The organism is Roseomonas sp. CAU 1739 (assembly GCF_039839775.1).
GTDB lineage: Bacteria > Pseudomonadota > Alphaproteobacteria > Acetobacterales > Acetobacteraceae > Neoroseomonas.
Window position 1 is genome coordinate 1 of the sequence record NZ_JBDOQQ010000006.1, and the last position, 20,582, is coordinate 20,582.

Genomic DNA, 20,582 nt, shown 5'->3' on the forward strand with positions numbered 1-20,582 from the left:
GCCCAGGCTCTCGGGGCTCGCCGCATAGGTCATGCGGTCGACGTTCACCACCACCTCATCCGTGGTCGACAACAGCCGCCGCAGCACCGCCGAGCCAATGAAGCCCAGGCCACCAGTGATCAGAAGGGTCATGCGGGATTCGATCCGTCCCTCGGGGACATCATTGTCATCGCGGATGTACCGAAGGAAAACGGCAGCATCTAGACGGCCCCGCGCCGCGTCGCGCGGCCCCGCCAATGCCCTGGCAGAACAGCCAGGAACCGCGCCAGCCAGGCCATGTCGGCTGCGAAGCCCGCCCGCATTGTCGCCAGTGCCGGTCCCAGCGCCCCCTGCCGGGCCTGCACCAGCATGCGGTAGCCGGTCGCCCAGCCATGCCAGCGGCGATACGCTGCCCGTGCGGCGGAACCGGGCGGCGTTTCCGGCAACCGGGTCCGCGCCGTCGCCAGGTTGTGGCGTGACAGCTTCTCCCGCAGGTCGCCGGCGGCGAAGGTCAACGACCCGGCATGCGACCGGTAGCGGATGATCGTCGCCTCGGTCCTGGCCAGGCGCGGCGCCAGCAGCACCAGGCGCAGCCAGAAATCCTTGTCGGCCGAAAGCGGGAAGCGGTCGTCGAAGGGGCCGACGCGCTCGATCAGGGTGCGGTGGTAGAAGGCTGCGTTCATGGTGGTGATGCCACCGATGACATTGGCCTCGGCCAGGTCGTTGGCGGCACCGGTGAGGAGCTGCTGCACCACCTCCCGCCCGTCCTGCTCGGAGAAGAACTCTGCGGCGCCGAGCACCATCTCGACCGCCGGGTCGGTGAAACCCGCCTCGGCCGCGGCGAAGGCGCCGGGGGCGAACAGGTCGTCGCTGTTCAGCAGGCCGACGATCTCGCCATGCACGCTTCGCAGCCCCTTGTTGATGGCGTCGTAGAGATTGCGGTCGGCTTCCCGGATCACTGTCAGGTGCGGGTAGCGGGCCAGCACCTCGGCGGTGCCGTCGGTCGATCCTCCATCGACGATGATGTGCTCGAAGGAGGGATGGCCCTGCGCCAGCACGCTGTCGATCGCCGCGCCGATCGTTGTGGCGCGGTTCAGGCACGGCGTGACGATGGAAAAGCGCGGCGCTGTCATCGCCGGACCAGCCCGCGCAGGCGTCGCAGCCCACCGCCGAGGATGAAGGATTCCGCCGTCCGGCCGAGTGCCGGTGAGAGCCGGTCGCACAGCGCGATCAGGCGGATCGCCAGCCGCGCCGGCCGGGCGTCGCCATGGGCGGCCTCGGCCGCCGCGGCGCTGTCGTCCAGCGCCGCCAGGGCGCGCGCGGCCGCCGCCGCTCCCGCCTCGGCGGCAACCAGTTGGTACCAGGCGCGGCGCTGCGCCGGCCAATCCTCGGGAAGGTTGCGGCAGGCCAGGACATCTTCCACGTCGTGGATCGCGGCACCCGCGACGCCCGCCCGCAGCAGCAGCGCCACCAATTGCTGCGCGGTCTGCGGTGCCGCGGCGTCCAGGCGATGCAGCAGGCTGTCGCGGATCAGCGTCGCTTCCGGCACGCCAAGGCCGCGCGGACCCTTAGGCCCGACATCGCCGGCCAACAGGCGCGCCCAGGCAGCCTCGAAATCGCCGATGCGGTGCAGCGTCTCGCGGCCTTGCAGATCGCGGGCGACGTGGTGGCCGCGGATGACTTGCGCCTCCGGCGGCGCTTCGGTGATGGCGCGGTGCAGGGCGGCGGCATCGTGGTCGACGCCCTCACCATCGAGGAGTTGCCAGCCATCGGGCGGTGCGGGCGGGCTCACGATGCTCGCACCCCGCCCGGCGATCGTGGCTTTTGGCGTGGTGAGGAAGTCGAGCAGCGCGGGAATGCCGGCCTCCCACCGGGCGCGGCCGCGCACGATGCTGTCGCGTGCCCGCGCGCCGATTGCGCGCGCATGCGCGAAGCCGAGCGGTGCGCGGTTGCCCGGCGCATGCAGCAGGCCGTTGGTGCCGTGGGAGATGTATTCGTTCATCGTCGGCGCGTCCGGGGACACGACGCACAGGCCGCGTGCCATGGCCTCGAGGAACGCCATACCGATCCCTTCCAGCGGCCGGGGGGCGAAGAACACGTTCGCGTCCGACAAGACATCCGCGAATGCCGCGCCATCCGCCGACCATGTGGTGCGGATCAAGCGGCCGATATGCGCCGGCGCGGTGTCAGGGAAGGGTGCCTCATGGCCTGGGTCGGGGGCATCGTGGATGGCCAGCGACGCGAAAGGCGTGCCCGCCGTCAGCGCGAAGGCCGCCTCGGGCGGGATGTCGCGGCGGCGGTACCACAGGACGCCGCGTAGCGTGTCGAAATCCGTCACCGGCGGCGCGGCCGACGGGTCGGGGAAATACTGAACGCGGGTATGGACCGGGGCACGGCACATCACCTCGGCTGCCAGCGCCCAGGAGAAGCACAGGATCTTCGCCGCGCTGAAGGATGGCTTCCACGTGAAGGCGCCGCCGCGCCACATCGCGTCATACATCGGCGCGAAGGTGACGTTGGGATGCCGGCCGGACAGCAGCGCGAAGGCTTCGTGCAACTGCCAGATCACGATGGCGTCGTAGGCGCTTTCATCGAAGCCGGGTGCGGCGCGGCGCACCGCGGCGGCATCGGCCTCGGCGAAGAAGGCATCTACGGTCGCGTGGCGTTCGAGGAGGTCGAGCAGGAAGCGGCTCGACCCGGTCTTCGCATGGTAGCCGAGGCCGAAGAAGGCGACGCGCATCCGCGCGCCTGTCAGGTGCGCAGCGCGGGCTGCTCGAGGAACCAGCGATAGGTCGCTTCCAGCCCCTCGGCGAACCCGATCCGCGCCTGCCAGCCCAGCGTGCCGATGCGCGAGACATCCATGCGCTTCAGCATGGTCCCGTCGGGCTTGGTGGTGTCCCAGGCGATCTCGCCCTTGAAACCGGTGACGCGGGCGATCGTCTCGGCCAGTTCGCGGATGGTGAAGTCGGTGCCGGTGCCGATGTTCAGATGGCTTTCGCCCGAATAGTGGCGCAGCAGGAAGGAACAGGCTTCCGCCACATCCGTCACATGCATGAATTCGCGCCGCGGCGTCCCACTTCCCCAGCAGGTGACGGTCGGCACCTTGTTCTGCGCCGCGTCATGAAACCGCTGCAGCAGCGCGGGAATGACGTGGCTGCGCGTGGGGTGGAAGTAGTCCCCCGGGCCGTACAGGTTGCACGGCATGGCCGAGATGTAGTCGCGCCCGTACTGCCGGCGATAGGCCTGGCACAGCTTGATGCCGGCGATCTTGGCGATGGCGTACCACTCATTGGTCTTCTCGAGCGGGCCGGTCAGCAGCGCGTCCTCGTTGATCGGATTCGGCGCCTCACGCGGATAGATGCAGGAGGATCCGAGGAACAGCGCCCGGTTCACGTCGCTGCGGTGCGCCGCCTCGATGAGGTTCGCCTCGATCATCAGGTTTTCGTAGAGGAACTCAGCCGGATAGGTGTCGTTGGCGAGGATGCCGCCGACCTTGGCCGCGGCGACGACCATGGCATCCGGCTTCGCCTTGGCCATGAAGGCCTCGACCTGGTCCTGCCGGCGCAGATCGACCGTCGCGCGGTCGGAGGTGATGACCTCCGCCCCTTCCGCCGCCAATTGCCGCGCGCAGGCCGAGCCCACCATGCCGCGATGGCCGGCGACGTAGATTCGCTTGCCGCGCAGCGGGAAGATCTCGGCCAGTGGCGCGTCAGCCATTGGACTTCAGTTCCGCGACGTCGGCGGCGACCATCTCGGCGGCCAGTTCCGGCAGCTTCACGGTGTGCGACCAGCCGAGCACGCGCTTCGCCTTGGCCGCGCTGCCGATCAGCAGGTCGACCTCGGTGGGGCGGAAATAGGCGGGATCGACGCGCACGAGCTCACGCCCTGTCGCCTTGCAGACGCCGACCTCGTTGACGCCTTCGCCGCGCCATTCAAGCGCGATGCCGACCTCGGAGAAGGACAGGTCGCAGAAGTGGCGGACCGTGTAGGTCTCGCCGGTCGCGAGCACATAGTCGTCCGGCGTGTCGTGCTGGACGATGCGCCACATGCCCTCGACATAGTCGCGCGCATGGCCCCAGTCGCGCTGCGCATCCAGATTGCCGAGCCAGAGCGCTTCCTGCCTGCCGAGGCTGATCGCGGCCACCGCGCGGGTGATCTTGCGGGTGACGAATGTTTCGCCGCGGCGGGGGCTTTCGTGATTGAACAACACGCCGTTCGAGGCGTGCAGGCCATAGGCCTCGCGGTAGTTCACCACGATCCAGTAGCCATACAGCTTGGCGGCGGCGTAGGGGCTGCGTGGGTAGAAGGGCGTCGTCTCGTCCTGCGGCACGGCCTGGACCTTGCCGTACAGTTCGCTGGTCGAGGCCTGGTAGAAGCGCGTGGTCTTCTCCATGCCGAGGATGCGGATGGCCTCCAGCAGCCGCAGCGTGCCGAGCGCGTCGGAATTGGCGGTGTATTCCGGCGTCTCGAAGGATACGGCGACGTGGGACTGGGCGCCGAGGTTGTAGATCTCGGTCGGCTGCACCTGCGACATCACGCGGATCAGGTTGGTGGCGTCCGTCAGGTCGCCGTAATGCAACTTGAAGCTCGCGCCCGGCACGTGGCGGTCGTGGTACAGGTGATCGACGCGGCCGGTGTTGAAGGAGGAGGAGCGGCGCTTGATGCCGTGCACCTCATATCCCTTCGCGAGCAGCAGTTCCGCGAGATAGGAGCCGTCCTGCCCGGTGATGCCGGTGACGAGGGCGACCTTGCGACGATCCGACATCCTGATCCTTCCGTGGTCGGGTGGCCCGCGCGACGATGGGCGGCGGCCGGGCGGCCGACTGTCTGAGGCCTGTGGCAATGGAACGGCGCCGACCCGGACGCCCCAAGGCCAACCATCACGACGTCGGACGCTGGATGGCCGGATGGGATGCGGGTCGGTGCATTTCCGCATTGGCGGAACGCTCTAGCAGCCAAGGCGGCGCTCCGAAAGGGCCGGGCGACGGTCACCGGTCCGGATTGCCCGCAACGGCGGCGTGTGCCCTGGCCGGACGCGTGTCCGCCCACGCCCCGCATCGGGCCGGGATCGCGTGGCGCCACCGCGCCCCACCCTGCCGCTGGCGCCGGCGCGACTTCGCGCGGCGCGGAGGCCGGGCGCATGGAAGCCCGTGCCGGCGCCCCGGGTCGGACAGGAGCCTTCGGTCCCTGGGATCAGTCGCCCGGCCCGGGGCCGGCCAGGCGGCGCTTCGCGTCGCGGATCGCCCTTACCAACGGCGCCGGAAGCACCGCGGCCAGGCGCGCCTTCCACGACAGGCCTGGCAGGGCGGGCGCCGTGGCGCCGCCCCCCGCCCGTGCCGCCTCGCGCAGGCTGGCGCTTTCCAGCCGGGCGGCGAGCCAGGCCTTCTGGAACATGTCGATCCGCCGCCGGTCCCATTCCGCATTGCTGTAGAGCGGCGAGGCGTTCTGGATGGCGAACACCTCCGGCTGGCCCTTGGCGAGGTCGGAGGAGGCGCCACCCAGCGCGAAGCAGGCCACGACCGTGTCGATCTGGCGCAGTCGGATGGCCGGATCGGCCAGCACCTTGAGCCACCAATCGTAGTCGGCGTGCCGCCGCCAGCGCAGGTCGAATGGGCCGGTGCGCGCGAACACCGCGCGGCGCGCCAGGGTCGCCTGGTGGGGCAGGCAGCCGAGCACCATCTCCTGCGCGGCCTGGTCCGGCGGTGGCGGGACATGGCGATGGCGGTGGCCATCCATCGTGACATCCAGGGCACCGTAGTAGACATCGCCATCGGGCCGCCTGGCGATCTCGCGCATCGCGTCGCGCAGCGCGTCGGGGCCGGCGAAGACGTCATCGGCATTGAGGAAGATGACGAATTGGCCGCTGGCCCGCGCCAGGCCCTTGTTCATGGCGTCGTAGAGCCCACGATCCGGTTCCGAGACGACAACCGCCAGGCCGGTGCGGTGGCGTTCCAGGATCGCCGCGGTGTCGTCGGTCGAGGCGCCGTCTATGACGATATGCTCGACCCGCTGGCAACTCTGGGAGGCGACGCTGGCGAGGCAGGACTCGAGCGTTGCCGCGGCGTTGCGGCAGACGGTGATGACGCTGACCAGCGGCTGGCCGCCCGCTCCCGCCGCCGGCATGCTGTCCTCGTTCATGGTCATCGGGCCCTTGGCAACCTCGCCCGCGATGGCGGGCCGGGGGCGGTTCATAGACGCTCCCTCGCCCTTTCCAAGCCGAATTTGTGCGGGCCGGGGCTTGCATCGCATCGCCTTGCATGGCCTGTCCTGCGGCGAAGGAGCGTATTCCTGCTACTGAACGCTTCGTTGGGGACAGGGCGGGCATGTTCAATCCGTTGGCGCGGCTGAAGGCGATCCTGGGGGAACTGCGGCTGAACGGGCAGCAGGCCGTGACGTTCGGCCGCCTGCAGGCGGACCGCCTCGAAGCCCTCGAACGGGCTGTCTCCATCATGGGCAGCACCATGGGCCGCGAGGTCGACCGGATCGACGCCCGGGTCGAGGCCGCCCACAAGGCCCTGGTCCGGACCGTGCAGCAGGAATTCGTCCGCTCGGCGACGATGCTGCAGGAACAGCTCGCGACGGGCGGGCAGGGTGCGGCTGCCTTCGAGGCGCTGGCGACACCCGAGAGCGGCCGCCGTTTGCGGTCGCTGGCTGCGCTGATCGTTCCGCAGCGCGTGCCCGGCTTGGCCAAATGCCGCGTCGGGCCTGCCCATGACGGCGGCTACGTCATGCTCGACGACTGGGCCGGGATCGCCGGGGCGTTGTCGATCGGGATCGGCAACGACGATGGCTGGGACCGCGACCTGGTCGGCCGGGGCATCCCCGTGGCTCAATACGACCATACCATCACCGCCCCGCCCTTCGCAGGGCCCGGCTTGGCCTGGCAGCCGCTCGGCATCGCTGCCGAGGATGTGAACAACCTGCGGTCGCTGCGGTCGCTGATCTCGCTGTCCGGGCTGCCGCAAACAGGCGACCTGCTGCTCAAGCTCGATGCCGAATCGGCGGAATGGGCTGCCCTTGGCGCCGGCGAGACCGCCGCTCCGCTCGGCCGGTTCCGGCAGATCGTCGTCGAATTCCATTGGTTCGAACGCATTGCCGAGGATGACTGGTTCGCCGCGGCCGAACAGGCCCTCACGCATCTGCATCGCAGCCACGCCATGGTCCATGTCCACGCCAACAACTGGGGTGGCGTTGTCCTGCTGGGCGGCATCGCGTTTCCGCGAGTGCTCGAGCTGACCTTCGCCCGGCGCGATGCCTATGCGTTCGAGGATGAAACCGGCCTGTTTCCGACCGCGTTCGATGCCCCGTGCAACGAAAACCGGCCCGACCTCTATCTCGGGACCTTCCGCTTCCCTCCGCCGGGCGGCTGAACGGGGCCTTGCGGCTGTCTGGCTTGACGCACTGCAATACGTGATCTAGCGCCCCTGCTTCATTGACGGTCCAGAGGTGCGCGCCGTGCACGCGCCCCGGTGCCATGCAACTCCGGAGTCCCCGATGACCGAAGCCACGCCGGCGGCGACCTCCGACCTCGATCGGATCATCCCGCCCGAGATCAAGGACGACGCATTCTACACGTTGATCCGCGAGCTCGCGGCCACCGAGAAGCTGCGCCACGTCCTCGAGATCGGCTCGTCCGCCGGCGGTGGCAGCACCGAGGCCTTCGTCGCCGGGCTGTCGCAGAACAAGGGCAGCCCCAGGCTATTCTGCATCGAGGTGTCGAAGCCGCGCTTCGAGGTGCTGCGCCAGACCTATGCCGACCGGCCCTTCGTGCAGTGCTACAACATGTCCTCGGTTGCGCCGGAGGAATTCCCCACCGAGCAGCAGGTCACCGACTTCTACAACACCGAGGCGTCGGGCCTCGCCAAGTTTCCGCTGCCGGAAGTTCTGCGCTGGCTGGCGCAGGACATCGCCTATGTGCGCGACGCCGGCGTCGATGCCGGCGCGGTCGAACGCATCAAGGCCGAGCACGGCATCGATGCCTTCGACATGGTGCTGATCGACGGGTCGGAGTTCACCGGGGAGGTCGAGCTGGCCAAGGTGATCGGCGCCAGGCTCATCCTGCTCGACGATACCAACACCTTCAAATGCTTCCGTGCCCGCCAGATCCTGCTCGCCCATCCGGACTATGAGGTGATTGCCGACGACCAGGAGCTGCGCAACGGCTTCTCCGCCTTCCGCCGCCTGCCGCGCGCCGAGGACCTGCCGGTCCACTTCTTCACCATCGTTCTGAACGGCGAACCCTTCATCCGCTATCATGAAACGATGCTGGCGAAGCTGCCCTTCCGCTGGCACTGGCACGTGGTCGAGGGCGTGGCGGCGCTGCGCCACGACACCGCCTGGTCCACCGCAAGCGGCGGCCATGTCGCCGACGACATCCACCGCGACGGCCGCAGCAACGACGGCACCAGCGAATACCTGGATGACCTGGCGCGCCGCTTCCCCGGCCAGGTGACCATCCACCGCAAGCCGCCCGGCGTCTTCTGGGATGGCAAGAAGGAGATGGTGAACGCGCCCCTGCCCGACATCCAGGAAGGCTGCCTGCTCTGGCAGATGGATGCCGATGAGCTGTGGACGGTTGACCAGGTCGTCGAGATGCGCCGCCTGTTCATCGCGGCCCCCGAGCGCGGCGCCGCCTACTACTGGTGCTGGTACTTCGTCGGCCCCCGCCAGTTGATCAGCACGCGCTACAACTACGCGCAGAATCCCGGGCAGGATTGGCTGCGCACCTGGCGTTTCGAACCCGGCGACCATTGGGCGGCGCATGAGCCACCCACACTGGTGCGCCCGCGCGCCGAGGGCGGCGAGCCGGTGAACATCGCCACCCTGTCGCCCTTCATGCACGATGAGACGGAAGCCCATGGCGCCGTCTTCCAGCACTTCGCCTACGTCACCGAAGCCCAGCTCGGCTTCAAGGAATCCTACTACGGCTATGCCGGTGCGACGGCGCGCTGGCGCGAACTTCTCACGCACAAGGGTTCGGGGCTGCTGGCCGACTATTTCGGCTGGGTGACCGACCGGACGATGTTCGACGACGCGGAGGCGCATCGCGTGGAACCGATTGCGCGGCGCGATGCGGCCGGCGGCTGGAGCTTCACCGCGCCGACCGGCGTCAAGGATCGCGGCCCGCTGCCCGCCAGCCCGCGCATCGTCGTCGATGGCGTCTACTGGCAGTATCTCTCTTCCGGCATCGGCCGCGTCTGGCAAAGCATGCTCGAGGAGTGGGTCAAGGATGGCCTGACGGATCACTTCGTCGTGCTCGATCGCGCCGGTTCAGCGCCGCGCATCCCGGGCGTCCACTACCATACCATCGGCGCGCATGATTATGGTCGCTGCGGCGCCGACAGCCTGTATCTCGAACGCGTGTGCCGCGATCTCGGCGCCGACCTGTTCGTCTCGACCTATTACTCGACGCCGACGACGACGCCCTCCTTCTTCTTCGGCTACGACATGATCCCCGAGGTCACCGGCCTCGACCTGACCGATGAGGGCTGGCAGGAGAAGGCGCGGGCCATCCGCCACGCCGCGGGCCATGCGATGATCTCGCGCTCCTCGGCGCGCGACCTCGCGCGCCTGTTCCCCGAGGTCGCGGAGGAGAAGGTCGCCCTCACCTATTGCGGCCTGCCGCCCATCTTCACGCCGGCGTCCGAGGCGGAACTGGCGGCCGCCCGCACCGAGTTGAACCTCACCCGGCCATACCTGCTGATGGTCGGCGACCGCAGCGGGGCCGGCGGCTACAAGAACGGCATCCTCGCCTTCCGCGCCGCCGAGATCGCGGCCAAGCGCGGTCAGGTCTTCGAGATCGTCTGCGTCGGCGGGCTGGCCGATATCGAGCCCGCCTACCGTGCCGCGGCGCCTTCCGTGCCGATGCGGCGGGTCAAGGTCGATGATGCGGCGCTGCGGCTGCTCTATGCCGGTGCGCAGGCGCTGGTTTATCCGTCCCGCTACGAAGGCTTCGGCATGCCGGTGCTGGAAGCCATGGCCTGCGGCTGTCCTGTCATCACCTGCGCCAATTCCTCGCTGATCGAGGTCGGCGGCGATGCGGCAATCTTCGTCGACCCCGACGATGCGGGGGCGGTGGCCGACGCCATCACATCCCTGTCGGACCCCGCCACCCGCGCCATCCGCGCGGCGGCGGGCATTGCCCAGGCGGCGCGGTTCACCACGGCGGGTCAGGCACGCGACGCGCTGGCGGCCTTCCGTGCCACCATCGATGACCTGGCCGCCGACAAGCGGGCGGTGCCGGGGAATGGCTGGCGCGAGTTCCGCACCTATCAGGCGGCCATCCAGGACTGGCTGCAGCGGCGGCCCGACCTTGCCATGGAGGCGCTGGCGAGCACCGGCGGCGGTGGCGGTCCCGCGGCTCCGGCGATGCCTTCGGGCGAATTGCTCCGGGCACTGGCCGAGATCGAAGCCATGAAGAAGAGCCCCTTCTGGCGGCTTCGCGGCCTTGTCGTCCGCCTGCTGCGCGGCAGCGGGCTGCGCCACCGCGGGTGACCCGGCCGACGCCCCCTGGCGGCCGTGCCTGCTGGCCGCCCTCCGTTCCAAGGGGGGCGTGAGCGGTGCGGCTGCTGCTGTGGTACTGGGGGCGCCGCGGCGCCGGCGGGCAGCAGACGCTTGCCCTCGCCTCGGCATTGGCGCGGCGCAGCGATGTCGCGGTGGCGCTGTCCCTGTCGGCGCAATCCGACCTGATCGAGGAGGTCCGCAGCCTCGGCCTGCCGGTCGATGTGGTGGATACCTATCGGTCGGCGGCGGGGTTCGCGACGGGTTTCCTGCGCGTTCCCTCGCTGGCTCGCCGCCTGCGCCGCCAGGCGCGGGCGTTCCAGGCCGATGCCGTGGTCTCGGTGATGACGCATCTGTGGACGCCGCTGGTCGCGCCAGGGCTGAAGCAGGCCGGATTGCGCTTCGTGCCCATGGTACATGACGCGGATCCGCATCCGGGCGACGCCGGCCTGCTGTGGGAATGGCGGCTGACGCGGGAATTGGATGCGGCGGAATCGGCGATCGCCTTTTCCGACAACGTCGCTGCGGGGATCCATCGGCGCCGCCCGGGATTGCCCGTGCACCGGATGACGCTGGGTGCTGCCCTGTCCGGGGCGCCGGACACCGCGGCGCGTCCTGCGGGGTCGGGGCTGCGCTTCGTCAATCCTGGGCGGCTGCGCGCCTACAAGGGCCTCGACCTGTTGCGCGACGCCTGGCGGCTGTTCCAGCCGCGCTTCCCCACCGCCCGGCTGCTGGTGGCCGGGGAGGGCGATGCCGAGGCGCTCGCGCCCGGCCTGTCGGCGCTGCCCGGTGTCGAGGTACGCGCGGCCTGGCTGGCGGAGCCGGAACTGGCGCGGCTGATCGCCGAGGCCGATGTCGTGGTGTTGCCGTATCGGGAGGCGAGTCAGAGCGGCGTCGCCCCGATCGCCCATGGCTTCGGGGTGCCGGTGGTGGCCACGCCGGTCGGCGGGCTGACCGAGCAGCTGCGCGACGGCGTGGATGGCGTGCTGGCGAAGGCAGTGACGGCCGAAGCCTTCGCCGAGGCGATGGCGATGCTGTGCGACCCCACCCGGCGCGCCGCGCTCGCCGAGGGCGCATGCGAGACGGGGCGTCGCCTCAACGACTGGGATGCGATGGCGGGGCAACTGCTCGCGGTGCTGGAACCGCCGACGGCGTAGAGGGCATTGACCCGGACGTGGTCTGATACCAACGGCCGAATTCTTCGACCGTTGGTATCGGCTTCGGCCTGCCCTCGGACGCGTCGTGCCGAAGGCACGCCCATGGCGTGATGCGCAAACCTCCGATTTGCTTGGCTTTCGCCGGACGACCGGCGGGCCGCCCTCGCGGCCTCGGCACGAGTCAATGACTCGTGCCGTTGGTATGACCGATGGGTGGCTTACCGCCTGGGGCCCGGTGAGGTCCGGATCCGGTGAGTGAGGCGAGCGAGGAGGCCGGGCAGCCGGACCTGGAAGTCGCCCGAGTCGAAATCGGCCGGCTCGCCTTCCCGCTGGAATTCGAGGAGGAAGGGCTCGCCCGCCGGCACCGCGTCGACATTCGCCTCCACCAGCGTCCAGACCGGGCCGATCGTGGCCCTGCCCACCGGCCGCGCGTTGACGCGCAAAGTGATCGCGGCTGGGATGCTGCTGCGCATCTGGAAGAGCAGCACGCGTGCTGCGCCGCGCGTGCGGAACAGACGGGCGCGGCGATGCGCGGTGCGCGTCCTTGCGGTGGATTGCTTCACGCGCCAGCCATTGATCAGGTCGAATTTCGCCGGTGGGCCGGGGAACGGTGTGTCGAGCAGCGCGCGCGGGACGATACGCGCCAATTCGGCCACCGCCTTCACCGGATCGTCGAGCCAGCCGGCGAAGGTGGCCGGTGACAGGACGCCGTCGCGCTGCATGGCGCGGTCCTCCAGCCAGGCGGCCAACAGCCGCACGCGCATCGCCAGCGTGCCGGACCGCGCCTTCAGCAGTGCCGCGTCGGCATCGAAATCCCACGCCGTCCAGTCCGTCAGTGCGGGGTCATCGCCCGAGCGGCCGCCATACAGAACCTGGGTGAACAGTTCCGGCGCGAGGATGGCGCGATGGGCTTCCAGCGTCGCCAGGAAGTCGCCGGCGCGCGGGATCTGCTCATTGATGCCGAGCAGCACCGCTTCATGCCGGTCGAAGATGTCGAACTCGAGCGACTGGTCCGCGCCATCGGCACGGAACGGGTCGCCAGTGGTGATCAGGGTTCCGCCCGGGCGCAGCACGCGCAGCGCCTCGGCGATCGTCGCCGGGATGTCGCGCATATGGTGCAGCGCCGCATTGACGAAGACGTGATCGAAGGCGGCGGCGCGGAACGGAAGCGCGTGGCCGAAGCCACCGACCCAGCGCAGCGAGGGGAAGCCCGTCGACCCCGCCTCGGCGACGACCGGGCTGAACTCCAGCGCCGTCACGCGGGCGCCACGCAGGGCGAGGCGCCACGCGTCGAAGCCCTGCCCGGCGCCGATATCGAGGACATCCTTGCCGGTGAGGTCGATCCCCGTGAGCAGCGTCTCGACCGCTTGCCATTCGGCGTAGCGATGGCTGAACCACGGCGCCTGGGCTTCAGCGTGGGTCGCGCGGAAGGCATCCTTGTCCCCGGCTGCATGGAAGCCCGCGCACAGCGCGTCGATCTGCTCGACCACGCCGGCGGCGATGACGAGGCTGGCGCGGTTCGGCGCATTGGCGACGATCTCGATCAGGCCGAGCGCGTCGGCGGCCTCGAAATCGCCGATGAAGGGCACGCCGAGCACGCGGGAGTAGGCAGCGCCGCAGCCCGTGCAGGTCAGCGCCTCCAGCGCCGCCCCGCAGCGCGGGCATTGAAGGTCGGAGTCGCGATCCGCCATGGGGCATGCCGCTGGCGGGGAGGGGGTCGCGCGTGAAGATGCATCCCTCATGAACCAGGCGTAACGCAGCGTAACAGCCGAGTCACGAGATCCTTGCAGGACGCGGTGGCCGGCGGCGCCCTTCGCCCCGAAGGACGCCCTACAGCCCCGCGGCCGCCAGCACGTCCTTGACCGGGCCATCGGCGGTGATGCGGCCACCCTCCAGCCGGATCGCGCGGGTGCACCATTTGCGCACGATGCCCATGTCGTGCGTCGCGATCATCAGGATCTCCGCCCCGCTGACCAGGTGCGTCAGCCGTTCCTCGGCCTTCTTCATGAAGTCCGCATCGCCGGCGAGGAACCATTCGTCCATCAGCAGGATGTCGGGCGTCATGGCCGTGGCCATGGCGAAGGCCAGGCGGACATTCATGCCGGCGGAATAGCCGCGGATCGGCACGTCGAGAAAGTCGCCCAGGCCCGCGAAGCCGGCCACGTCCTCGGCCAAGGCGCGGCCCTGCGCCTCGGTCATGCCGCGGAACAGGGCGCGGAGGACGACGTTCTCCCGTCCGGTCAGCAACTGGTCCATGCCGGCGGCCGGGTCGATCAGCGAACCGATCTCCCCTTCCACGCGCAGCCGGCCGGCAACGGGTTCATAGACCCCGGCGATGGTGCGCAGCAGGGTGGTCTTGCCCGCGCCGTTGGGCCCCACCAGGGCGACGCGCTCACCCTTGCCGATGGTGAAGGCCAGGTCGCGAAGCGCCGCGACGACGATGCGGTTGTCCTCGTCCTTCTTCAGCCGCAGGCCGGAGGAGGCGAGGATGCGCTGCTTCAGCGACCGCGCATTGTGGTGATAAAGCGGGAACTCGATGGCGAGCCCCGCCGCGTCGATGCCGGCCATGCGATCAAACCCAGAAGGCGATGCGCCCGCGGAAGCGGACGAAGAAGGCCCAGGAGACCGCGACCAGGATCGCGGTCCAGGCGATGGCCGCGAACCACAGCACCAGGCTGCCGGTGTCGCCCATGATCGGCGCCCGTACCGTTTCCATCACCGCGAAGATCGGATTGATGGGCAGATAGGGTTCCCAATACCCGACCTGGCTGGGTTTCCAGATCACCGCCGAGACGAAGAACGCCACCTGCATCAGCGAGCCGATGATCGGCGGGATGTCGCGGAAGCGGGCGCAGACCATGCCCAGGAAGATCGAGGCCGCGAAGCCGCCGATCGCCAGGAGCACGAAGCCCGGCACCGCGAGCACCATCGTCCAGTGCGGCGCCACGCCGAAGATGAAGAAGATCACCGCGATCAGCGGCAGATTGTGCGCTGCGATTATGGCGTTGCGCATCACCACGCGCAGCGCATGGACCGAATAGGGCAGGGGCATCTGGCGGATGATGCCCTCTGCCCCGGTCAGGCAGCCGCTGGCGTCGGTGACCGTCTGGTTCAGCGTGTTCCACACGATCAGGCTGACCGTGAGCCAGGGCAGGTAGTCGGTCATGTCGATGCGGAACAGCTTGGCATACAGGAAGCCCAGCGCGCCCAGCATCACCGCGGTGGACAGCGTCAGCCACAGCGGGCCGAGGATGGAACCGCGATAGCGATGGGTGATGTCCCCGCGCGCCAGCGCCCAGGCGAGCCGCCAGCGGGCGAGGCCGCCTTCCAGATCCTCGAGCGCGAGCTCCCGCCGCCGCGGATTCGCGGCGTCGAAGCCATGGACGGGGGTGACGGTGGCATGCATGGGCGCGGGCTCTACACCCTGGCTGACCGCACCGGAAGGGCGGGCGGCGGAAAGGCAATGATCGGTCGTGGCGACAAGGGGGGACCGGAAAGGGGCTTTGCCCCTCTCCGGACCTCACCCCACCAGAGGCCTAAGGGCCTCTGGACACCTTGAATTGGCGCTGGGCGGCAGGGCTAGGTAGGAGCGGTCTGGTCGGCCGTGGGGCAGGATTTCGGGTACCCGGCCCGATGGTTCCGCTTGGGGCGGCGACCGGACCGCGGTGCGGGGCGCCAGAAGCCTGTGGTCCAGGGGCCCGCTGGCCGCTGGCGGGGTGGTCTGGAGGAGCGGCACCCCTGCATACCGAACAGCCATTGGGCGCCGCTGAGAACCCTTGAGCCGCGATTGCCGGTTCCAATCGGGGATACGCAAGCGTCTTGATTTGCTGCTCACCGGGTAGCCCGATGCCCCAAGACGCCGGCGCGCTTTCTTACATCGACCTCGGCTCACCCATGCGTCCCGACCCGGCCCATGTCGCCCACTCCACCGAAGCACGGTGACCTTGCGAGCAGGTCCTGCTCGCTTGAAGCGGCATCAGCGCGGCGGGATCTGTCTGAAATATCGCTCGGCCCGAGAGCAGCGAGCCGCCGCAGCCTGGCTGCAATGTTTTGTCATGATCAGGAAACCCACGGGACGTTCGCGACCGGCAAATCTCTTTTTTGCGTCGAGGAGAGAAACGGGTGGGTCGCCCATTCAGCATACTGACGATTCTTCTTGCTTCGCTGACCTTCGCGTTCGTTGCCGGCCAGTTCGCGCCGGCCACCGCGCATGAGGGCCACGACCACGGCGCAGCCCCGCCGCCACCTGCGGCAGCGGCTCCGCGCGCGGAGACCCACTCTGACCTCTTTGAGATCGTTGCGGTCCTCGAGCCAGACGGACGCCTTCGCGTTCACCTGGATCGCTACCCGACGGCCGAGCCCGTGCCCGGTGCGACCATCACCGTTACCGTGGACGGGAACTCGGCGGAGGTCGCGACGACCGGTTCCTACACCCACCTCGCCACCCATCCGGCACTCGCGCAGCCAGGAAGCCGCAACCTGCTGTTCACCGTGACGGCTGGGAACGAGATGGACCTGCTGCCGGCAACGCTGGAAGTGCCCGCCCCGGTGACGGCCGGCGGCAATGCCTCGGCCGCAACGGACTGGCGCGAACTCATGCAACAGCCGCTCGCCTGGGCCGCTGGCCTCCTGCTTCTCCTCCTCGGTGTCACGATCGGCCGCTTCGCCGCGCCGAGACTGCTGCCGCCGCACGCCGCCCCTATCCCCTTGCCCACGAGCGACGACATCGTCCGCCCCCTGCGACCGGAACGCGCGGTGGCACGGTCGACGGCACTGGCCCTGCTGCTGCTGCTGCCGGCGCTGGCTCAGGCACAGCCGATCGATGCGCCACGCCGCCAGCCGGATGGCAGCGTCTTCGTCCCCAAGCCGACGCAGCACCTCCTCGGCCTGCGCGCCATGGCGGTGGAGCGGAGCGACGCGTCGGTTTCCCTGCAACTCGTCGGCTAGATCATCGCCGATCCCAACGCCTCCGGCCGCGTCCAAGCCGCCGAGGCGAGCCGGATCGAAGCCCCCGAGGACGGCTTCCCCGTCATCGGCCAGCGGGTCGAGCGCGGGCAACTCCTCGCCTACGCCGTGCCTGTCATCGCCGCCCAGGACCGCGCCGGCGTGCGCGCCAGCATCGCCGACATCGAGGCGCAGATCGTCATCACCGAAGCCCGCGTCCGCCGCCTGACGGCGCTCGCCGGTACGGTCGCGGCGCGGGAGATCAGCGACGCGCGGGCGGAACTCGAAGGCCTCCGTCAGCGCCGCGCCGCGAACCTGCCGGCCGTGGTTGGGCGGGAACCGATCCTGGCACCCGCCTCCGGGGTGGTCAGCGTGGTCCGTGTCGCGGCGGGCCAGGTGGTCGATGCACGTGAGCCGCTTTTCGACATCGTCGACCCTGCGCGCCTCTGGGTGGAGGCGATCGCCTTCGACCCCGCAGCCGTCGCGGACATCACCGGCGCCGCGGCCGTCACGGTCGGCGGCCAGCCCCTCCGCCTCGCCTTCGTCGGCCGCGGCCTGGCGCTGCGGCAACAGGCCCTGCCGCTGCAGTTCCGCATCGAGGACGTGCCCGCCGGCCTCGTCGTCGGCCAGCCGGTGACCGTCTCGGTGCAGACCCCCCGGCGCCTGGCCGGGATCGTGTTGCCCGCCGAGGCCGTGGTGCGCAGCGCCGAAGGCCCGCCCATCGTCTTCGAGATGCCGGGCGCGGAACGCTTCGTGCCGCGCCCCGTGCGGGTGCAGCCGCTCGATGGCCGCCGCGTGCTGGTCACCGCCGGGCTCGAGCCGGGCATGCGCGTGGTGACGGAGGCCGCGGGCCTCGTCGCCCAGGTGCGCTGACCCCGTGTTCAACCTGATCGTCACCGCGAGCCTGCGGAACAGGCTCTTCGTGCTCGCGGCGGCCGTGGCGCTGACGGTCTATGGCGTCCTCACGCTGCAGCGCCTGCCGGTCGATGTCTTCCCCGACCTCAACCGCCCCGTCGTCACGCTGATGACGGAAGCGGAGGGCCTGGCACCGGAGGAGGTCGAGCTTCTCGTCACCTTCCCGATCGAGACGGCGATGAACGGCATGCCAGGCGTGGCGCGGGTGCGCTCCGTCTCGGGCGTCGGCCTGTCCATCGTCTATGTCGAGTTCGAGTGGGGGACCGACATTTGGATCAACCGCCAGCAGGTGGCCGAGCGGCTTTCCCTCGTGCGGGCGCAATTGCCTGCCGGCGTGCAGCCGCAGATGGCGCCGGTCTCCTCCATCATGGGGGAGATCATGCTGGTGGCGATGTCCTCCGACGGCCGCGCCAGCCCCATGGAGCTGCGCGAGCTGGCGGACTGGGTCGTGCGCCCGCGACTGCTGACGATCCCCGGCGTGTCCCAGGTCATCCCCATCGGCGGCGAGGTCCGCCAGTATCGCGTGACGCCCGACCTCGTCCGCATGAACGCGCTGGACGTGACGCAGGACCAGCTCGTCCAGGCGCTGCGGCAATTCGGCACCAACACCGGCGGCGGCTTCGTGGACCAGGCGGGCCGCGAATACATGATCCGCAACCTCGGCCGGACGACGCGGCTCGAGGACCTGGCGAATGTCCCCGTGGCGTGGCGTGCCGGCCAGCCCATCCTGCTGCGCCAGGTCGCGACGGTGGACTACGCGGCACGCCTGAAGCGCGGCGAGGCCGGCAGCATGGGCCGCCCCGCCGTGATCCTCTCCATCCAGAAGCAGCCGGCGGCGGACACCGTCCGCCTGACGCGCGAGGTCGAGGCAGCGCTCGCCGCGCTCCAGCGGTCGATGCCGGCGGGCGTGACCGCCGACCATGTCCAGTTCCGCCAGGCCGACTTCATCCAGGCCTCCATCCGCAACGTCGAGCGCGTGCTGCTGGAGGCCGTCGCCGTGGTGGCGGCGGTGCTGTTCCTGTTCCTGCTGAACGGGCGGACCACGATCATCTCGCTGACCGCCATCCCGCTCTCGGTCCTGGTGACCGTCGTGGTCTTCCAGCTGCTCGGACTGTCGATCAACACCATGACGCTTGGCGGCCTCGCCATCGCGATCGGCGAACTGGTCGACGACGCGGTGGTGGATGTGGAGAACGTCTATCGCCGCCTGCGCGAGAACCGCCAGCGCCCTGACCCGCAGCCGGTGCTGCTGGTCATCGCGCGGGCGAGCCAGGAGGTGCGTTCCGGCATCGTCTACGCGACGATGATCGTGGTGCTGGTCTTCGTGCCCCTCTTCGCGCTCTCGGGCATCGAGGGCCGGCTGTTTGCCCCGCTCGGCGTCGCCTACATCGTCTCGATCCTCGCCTCGCTGCTGGTCGCGATCACCGTCACGCCGGTGCTCTGCTACTGGCTGCTGCCGCGGATGAAGCGGATGGAGCATGGCGACAGCTGGCTCGTGCGCCGGCTGAAGGCGTGGAACGAGCGGGCGCTGCTCTGGGCCTTCGCGCGGGCGCGGCTCGTTTATCTGCTGGCCGGCATCGCCGTGGTCGGCGCGGTGGCGACGGTGCCCTTCCTGCCGCGCGCCTTCCTGCCGCCCTTCAACGAGGGCACGCTGACCATCAGCCTGCAGTTCCAGCCCGGCATCAGCCTCGCGGAGGCGGATCGCCTCGGCCGTGCCGCGGAGACCCTGATCCTCCAGGTGCCGGAGGTCCGCACGGTCGGCCGGCGCACCGGCCGCGCCGAGCTGGACGAGCACGCCGAGGGCGTCCATTCCGCCGAGATCGACGTCTCCCTCGGCCCTTCCGCGCGCGGCAAGCAGACGGTGGCGGCCGATATCCGCGCGCGCCTCGGCCTGCTGCCGGGCAGCGCCAATGTCGGCCAGCCGATCGGGCACCGGCTCGACCACATGCTGTCGGGCGTGCGGGCGGAACTCGCGCTGAAGATCTATGGCGACGACCTCGACACGCTGCGCGCGCTCGCCGAACGGATGCGCGCGCGCCTTGCCGCCATTCCCGGCCTGACCGACCTGCAGGTGGAACGCCAGGTGCGCGTGCCGCAGCTGCAGGTGGTCGTGGACCATGACCGGGCGGCGCTCTACGGCGTCTCCGTGGCGCATGTGGCGGAAGTCCTGCGCGGCCTGTCCGGTGGGCAGGTGGTGAGCGAGGTCGTAGACCGCTCCCGCCGTTTCGAGGTGATGCTGCGCCTGGCCGATACGGACCGCACCGGCGCTGGCCTCGCCGCCGTGACCATCGAGACGCCGGCCGGGCGCGTCCCGCTGTCCCTGCTGGCGGAGCTTCGCGACACCGATGGCCCCAACCAGATCCAGCGGGAGAACGGCCGCCGGCGGATCGTCGTGCTGGCCAACACCGATGGCTCGGACATGGCGGCGATCGTTGCCCGCGTGCGGTCGGAGATGACGGCGACCGACCTGCCGCCCGGCACCTTCCTCGCGCTGGAAGGCACCTTCCAGGCGCAGGAGGAGGCGTCGCGGCTGATCGCAGGCCTCTCGCTCGTCTCGCTGTCGATGATCTTCCTCGTGCTCTATGCGCGCTACCGGTCGGCGGTGCTCGCCGTGATCATCATGGGCAATGTGCCGGTCGCGCTCGTCGGCGCCATCGCCGCGCTGTGGATCGCGGGGCAGCCGTTGTCCGTCGCCTCGATGATCGGCTTCATCACGCTGGCCGGGATCGCGACGCGCAACGGCATCCTCAAGGTCAGCCACTACCTGAACCTGGCGCTGCTGGAAGGGGAGCCCTGGGGCCTCGGCCTCGTCATGCGCGGCAGCCTGGAACGCCTGACCCCCGTGCTGATGACGGCGCTGTCCGCGGGCTTCGCGCTGGTGCCGCTGATGATCGGCGCCACCGAGCCGGGCAAGGAGATCCTGCATCCCGTCGCCATCACGATCTTCGGCGGGCTCGTCACCGCAACCCTGCTCGACACCTTCCTGACGCCGCTGCTGTTCCACCGCTTCGGCCGCCCGGCGCTGGAACGCCTGCGCGCGCACCAGGCCGAGACACGCCTCGCAGAAGCCTATTGACCATGACGGAG

Annotated in this window: 15 protein-coding genes; 6 read left to right on the top strand and 9 right to left on the bottom strand. The window is 69.8% G+C overall.

The genetic code is table 11. The annotated features are described in order from the left end of the window. The 6 genes from AAFN86_RS11645 to AAFN86_RS11670 form a co-directional block, all read right to left on the bottom strand. A partial coding sequence (locus AAFN86_RS11645) for an NAD-dependent epimerase/dehydratase family protein (RefSeq protein ID WP_347543736.1) occupies positions 1-132 on the bottom strand: 132 nt, incomplete at its 3' end. Between the two features lie 68 nt (positions 133-200). Beyond that, positions 201-1,112: a glycosyltransferase gene (locus AAFN86_RS11650; RefSeq protein WP_347543490.1), complete on the bottom strand. Its 912-nt coding sequence runs from the start codon at positions 1,110-1,112 to the stop codon at positions 201-203. Continuing rightward, positions 1,109-2,719, bottom strand: a complete 1,611-nt coding sequence (locus AAFN86_RS11655) for a glycosyltransferase (RefSeq protein WP_347543491.1) — start codon at positions 2,717-2,719, stop codon at positions 1,109-1,111. Before AAFN86_RS11655 ends, AAFN86_RS11650 begins: the two co-directional genes overlap by 4 nt. 11 nt (positions 2,720-2,730) lie before the next feature. Next, positions 2,731-3,696, bottom strand: a complete 966-nt coding sequence (locus tag AAFN86_RS11660) for a GDP-L-fucose synthase (RefSeq protein ID WP_347543492.1) — start codon at positions 3,694-3,696, stop codon at positions 2,731-2,733. Then, complete coding sequence (gene gmd / locus AAFN86_RS11665) at positions 3,689-4,744, bottom strand: GDP-mannose 4,6-dehydratase (protein WP_347543493.1); 1,056 nt, start codon at positions 4,742-4,744, stop codon at positions 3,689-3,691. The genes AAFN86_RS11660 and gmd overlap by 8 nt, the downstream gene beginning before the upstream one ends. A 428-nt stretch (positions 4,745-5,172) precedes the next feature. Then, positions 5,173-6,171 carry a glycosyltransferase family 2 protein gene (locus AAFN86_RS11670; protein WP_347543494.1) on the bottom strand — a complete coding sequence of 333 codons (999 nt, stop codon included), beginning with the start codon at positions 6,169-6,171 and terminating at the stop codon, positions 5,173-5,175. 131 nt (positions 6,172-6,302) lie between these two features. On the opposite strand from AAFN86_RS11670, the gene AAFN86_RS11675 reads away from it, so the two are divergent. The 3 genes from AAFN86_RS11675 to AAFN86_RS11685 all read left to right on the top strand — a co-directional run bounded on the left by AAFN86_RS11675 (position 6,303) and on the right by AAFN86_RS11685 (position 11,636). Continuing rightward, positions 6,303-7,349, top strand: a complete 1,047-nt coding sequence (locus tag AAFN86_RS11675) for a hypothetical protein (protein ID WP_347543495.1) — start codon at positions 6,303-6,305, stop codon at positions 7,347-7,349. A 124-nt stretch (positions 7,350-7,473) separates the two neighbouring features. Next, a complete protein-coding gene (locus AAFN86_RS11680; protein ID WP_347543496.1) occupies positions 7,474-10,473 on the top strand; it encodes a glycosyltransferase family 1 protein in 3,000 nt (999 codons plus the stop codon). A 65-nt stretch (positions 10,474-10,538) separates the two neighbouring features. After that, positions 10,539-11,636, top strand: a complete 1,098-nt coding sequence (locus AAFN86_RS11685; RefSeq protein ID WP_347543497.1) for a glycosyltransferase — start codon at positions 10,539-10,541, stop codon at positions 11,634-11,636. 218 nt (positions 11,637-11,854) lie between these two features. Here AAFN86_RS11685 and AAFN86_RS11690 read toward each other — a convergent pair whose 3' ends face one another. The 3 genes from AAFN86_RS11690 to AAFN86_RS11700 all read right to left on the bottom strand — a co-directional run bounded on the left by AAFN86_RS11690 (position 11,855) and on the right by AAFN86_RS11700 (position 15,042). Further along, positions 11,855-13,327: a class I SAM-dependent methyltransferase gene (locus AAFN86_RS11690; protein WP_347543498.1), complete on the bottom strand. Its 1,473-nt coding sequence runs from the start codon at positions 13,325-13,327 to the stop codon at positions 11,855-11,857. Between the two features lie 139 nt (positions 13,328-13,466). Next, positions 13,467-14,204, bottom strand: coding sequence for an ABC transporter ATP-binding protein (locus tag AAFN86_RS11695; protein ID WP_347543499.1), 738 nt, complete (start codon positions 14,202-14,204; stop codon positions 13,467-13,469). A 4-nt stretch (positions 14,205-14,208) separates the two neighbouring features. Beyond that, positions 14,209-15,042, bottom strand: a complete 834-nt coding sequence (locus AAFN86_RS11700; protein WP_347543500.1) for an ABC transporter permease — start codon at positions 15,040-15,042, stop codon at positions 14,209-14,211. A gap of 716 nt (positions 15,043-15,758) precedes the next feature. On the opposite strand from AAFN86_RS11700, the gene AAFN86_RS11705 reads away from it, so the two are divergent. The 3 genes from AAFN86_RS11705 (at position 15,759) to AAFN86_RS11715 (ending at position 20,571) form a co-directional block, all read left to right on the top strand. Continuing rightward, a complete protein-coding gene (locus AAFN86_RS11705; protein ID WP_347543501.1) occupies positions 15,759-16,583 on the top strand; it encodes a hypothetical protein in 825 nt (274 codons plus the stop codon). 159 nt (positions 16,584-16,742) lie between these two features. Further along, positions 16,743-17,453 carry an HlyD family efflux transporter periplasmic adaptor subunit gene (locus tag AAFN86_RS11710; protein ID WP_347543502.1) on the top strand — a complete coding sequence of 237 codons (711 nt, stop codon included), beginning with the start codon at positions 16,743-16,745 and terminating at the stop codon, positions 17,451-17,453. A gap of 4 nt (positions 17,454-17,457) precedes the next feature. Next, a complete protein-coding gene (locus tag AAFN86_RS11715; protein ID WP_347543503.1) occupies positions 17,458-20,571 on the top strand; it encodes an efflux RND transporter permease subunit in 3,114 nt (1,037 codons plus the stop codon). The last annotated feature ends 11 nt before the right edge of the window (positions 20,572-20,582 follow it).